Origin of the sequence: Chitinivorax sp. B (genome assembly GCF_005503445.1) — a bacterium.
In the GTDB taxonomy this organism is placed as follows: Bacteria; Pseudomonadota; Gammaproteobacteria; order Burkholderiales; family SCOH01; genus Chitinivorax.
Genome location: NZ_SCOH01000111.1, coordinates 1 through 3,346, shown reverse-complemented (window position 1 = coordinate 3,346; position 3,346 = coordinate 1). Strand labels below are relative to the sequence as shown.

The window sequence follows — 3,346 nt, the reverse complement described above, 5'->3', positions numbered from 1 at the left end:
CATTGCTTCCAGAAGAAATCGACCAGCGGCATCGCCACGCCCAAGCCCGACATGGACTTGATCGAGGCCCGCTTGAAAGCGGTAGCCGCCCGTGAAAAGGAGTAAGGATATGAACCCCGTAGAGATCATCGACGACATCGCCATCGAACAAGGCAGCGACAACCCTTATGCCGACCTGGGCCGGCCCGATGCCGACGAAATGCTGGTGAAGGCCGAACTGGCGCACCAGATCGCCCAGATCATCAAGAGCCGGCACCTGACCCAGCAACGGGCGGCCGAGCTGCTGGGCATGCCCCAGCCCAAGCTCTCCGAAATGCTGCGCGGCAAGTTTCGGGGCATCAGCCAGGCCAAGATGATGGAATGCCTGAACCGACTGGGCCGCGACGTAGAAATCGTGGTGAAGAAAGCCAGCCGACGCAGCTTGGGCCATACCCACGTGGTATTGGCCTGACGACCAAAACCCGCGTCAGGGGGTATCTCAGATAAACTGGCGGAAATGCGGGGTATGAACGTGCTGTAAGGCGCGTGGTGACTGGGTTTGGAGCGCATCGGTACGACAAGGTGCATCGGCGTGCTGTGATGTTCCAAACAGTGGACGTTATGGTGGCAATCCTGAGCTATTGAAGTGGAACTTGGCCGAGCAAGCGGGCATACCCAAATATATTGACCTTTCCAAGCCAGACAATATTTGGGGGCTTAGCGGCAGGGATTTGCTAACTCACTACAGGTTGCGCGGATTCGATGGTGCCATGCGCCCACCCAAGGCTGGCACTTCTGGTAAAGCACAGTTCTTTGACCTGGAAGGGCACCCGAATATTGCCTCAGTTCAAATGCATCCTGGTGGCGGAGTTCATGAAGGTGCCTATTACAAGTTCATCATGCGTGATCGCTCCGAGATTAAGGTAATTGACCCAAGCAATTACAATCCGAGGACGATAAAGCAAGGCTCAACCTTCTTTGATGCGCAAGGACAGCGCATCGTCTATCAAAACGGAAAATGGATTAAGGTTGATTGAGATGGTTAATGACTGTGCAGAGATTGTTCCTGGAAAAAGTGCTGCGGGATTTGATCTGGGAGCCTCTATCAACGAGGTCAAGTCAAGCATTTGTAGCCTGAGCGAATGGCAAACAAGCAGCGGGATTCCGCTTTATGAAGCCATTCGCTCGGAGTCGGGCTGGCTTGCTTATGTACGCGAAAATGGCGAAGAAGTGCTGTACTTTGGCAATGGAATGATCGAGTTGAATTTCAGTGCTGAGGGTGTGCTGTTTAATATATTTATTTCCAATGAGTACGCTGGAGCTCTTTGGGGGGATGTTAAGGTTGGAAGCCCGCTTTCAATGGCTCAGCAGCATTATCCATTGGAGTATGACGAGGGCGACGAAATGCACTACCCGACTGAGGAAAGTGCTGTAATCGGTGTAGCCTTCTATGCGGAGGAGTTGCCCTTGGAAGAGGCGCCAGATCAACTTATTTCTGGCATTTCGGTTCACAACTGGAGCATGAGCCGCTAATGTGAAAAGAAGCCGCCCCGTTGATTCGGAGGCGGCTTTTTACCGCCCATGCTGTTCTATCTCTGTTCGTAGTCCGTTCTAGGGAACCTCTGAACGAATCACCCAACGCGCGAAAAGCGCGGTTCCCCCGCAGCAGCGGGGGCAGAGGGGGTGGGCTAAAACAACAAAGGATCAATGACTTACCCACTACCCTCCAAGCACCGGGTTCCCCGGGGCCCGCTGCGGCGGTTGAAAACTCGATTCGTTCAGAGCTTCCCTAGGTGCGTTCTATATCCGTCCTATATGCGTTCTATGCCCGTCCTACGTCGTCCTATGGGACAGTCGCCCGCGTAAAATCCCGCCACTTGCTCAAACCCCTGCTGGATCAAGGCTTTGGCCGGATTGTGCGGGAGACCCGCGCCCCTTCATTACTGTCACACACCACGCAACCTCCCGGTTGCCCCGCCAACCCGCGCCACTGCTGGCTTCCAGCGTTATTCCGCATCCGCGTTACCGGTATTACGCTACCCCCGTAAAACCGCCCGCCAAGCCAGGCGGTACAAGGCTTTGCGGCGTATTCCGGCGGGTGTACTGCCTGCGGGTTGAACTGCTTGGCTGATTAGGTAGATAGCCGCAAAAAAGCCCCCTCAACCCCAGGCAGTGCGTGGGGTTCAGGGGGCTGCTGTTTTAGCTGCCGCTTGTGTGGTTGAGGCAAGGGCCGACGTGACCCTATGCGTTGCTCTCTTCGGCTTGGCGCTTCAGTTGCCCGCGCTCGATAAACGCATCCAGCAATTGCAGTACCTGACGCTTCTCAGCGGGTTCCAGCTTCTCAATCGCCAGCAGCCGACGGCGTAGTCGGCTATCGCCATCCTGCTTGACCAGGCGGCGCTTGGCACTGCGGCCGAAGAGTTCGTCGATAGAGACCCCCAGCACCGTGGCGATGCTTGGCAACAGATTGGCGGGTGGCGCGGCCTGCGGACTCTCGTAGTAGGCCACCATGCGCTGAGAGATACCCAGCTCGGCAGCCAGCTCAACCTGTGTGAATCCCGCCGCCTTGCGTAAAGCAGCCAAACGCTCACCGAAATCGCTGGCTGAACTGGCTTGCTCGGCAGATTGAATACGCTTGCCCATCGAGGTCGTCCCAAAGTGATGGGACGAGTCTACGAATGGTGAGAGGTGCATGGAATCCTCCTGCTTGACGAATATACATCGTGTGTATAGTGTGCCGTACCGTAGAATGTTTAGCAATTGGATGTATATCCGACACAGGAAGGAAGTCGTCTATGGCGCGCATCCCAGACGCAGAAATCGAACGACTCAAGGCCGACGTCTCGCTCGTACGCCTGATCGAGTCGGCCGGCATCGTGCTGACCAAGCAGGGTAAGGACTACGCTTGCCGCTGCCCCTTCCATGCAGACAGCACGCCCAGCCTGATCGTCACCCCGAACAAGAACCTGTTCCACTGCTTTGGCTGCGGTGCGGCCGGTGGGCCGATTGACTGGGTGATGCAGCACGACAAGGTGAGTTTCCGCCACGCGGTGGAGAGGCTGCGGGCTGAGCTGGGTGTGACCGTGCCGGCACCGCTGCTGCCGACTTCCCCTTTAGTTGCCCAGCCCGCCGCAGGCGAGTTGCCCGAGGCTGAACGTCAAGTGTTGCTGCGCCGCGTCCTGACCTACTACCACGACACCCTCAAGCAAAGCCCGGAAGCCTTGGCCTACCTCAAGGCGCGCGGGCTGGATCACCCCGAACTGATCGCCCGCTTCCAGCTCGGCTACGCCAACCGCACCCTGGGTTACAGCCTGCCGGCCAAGCAGGTGAAGGCCGGTGCGGAGATTCGCAATCAATTGCAGGCGGT

Annotated in this window: 5 protein-coding genes and 1 pseudogene; 5 read left to right on the top strand and 1 reads right to left on the bottom strand. The window is 57.1% G+C overall.

What is annotated here, in order from left to right; genetic code table 11:
• From FFS57_RS26345 to FFS57_RS24460, 4 genes and pseudogenes are all read left to right on the top strand, one after another.
• A pseudogene (locus FFS57_RS26345) lies at positions 1–105 on the top strand (type II toxin-antitoxin system RelE/ParE family toxin); the annotation flags it as partial.
• Between the two features lie 4 nt (positions 106–109).
• A complete protein-coding gene (locus FFS57_RS24470; protein ID WP_137940440.1) occupies positions 110–451 on the top strand; it encodes a helix-turn-helix domain-containing protein in 342 nt (113 codons plus the stop codon).
• A 181-nt stretch (positions 452–632) separates the two neighbouring features.
• Entirely contained in the window at positions 633–1,016 is a 384-nt protein-coding gene (locus FFS57_RS24465; RefSeq protein ID WP_137940439.1) for a hypothetical protein, read from the top strand.
• Complete coding sequence (locus FFS57_RS24460) at positions 961–1,512, top strand: hypothetical protein (protein ID WP_171014202.1); 552 nt, start codon at positions 961–963, stop codon at positions 1,510–1,512. Before FFS57_RS24465 ends, FFS57_RS24460 begins: the two co-directional genes overlap by 56 nt.
• 708 nt (positions 1,513–2,220) lie before the next feature.
• Here the strand turns inward: FFS57_RS24460 and FFS57_RS24455 are convergent.
• A complete protein-coding gene (locus tag FFS57_RS24455) occupies positions 2,221–2,673 on the bottom strand; it encodes a helix-turn-helix domain-containing protein (protein ID WP_249384162.1) in 453 nt (150 codons plus the stop codon).
• Positions 2,674–2,774: 101 nt separating this feature from the next.
• On the opposite strand from FFS57_RS24455, the gene FFS57_RS24450 reads away from it, so the two are divergent.
• Positions 2,775–3,346: CHC2 zinc finger domain-containing protein (locus FFS57_RS24450; RefSeq protein WP_249384161.1), on the top strand; the 572-nt coding region annotated here is incomplete at its 3' end.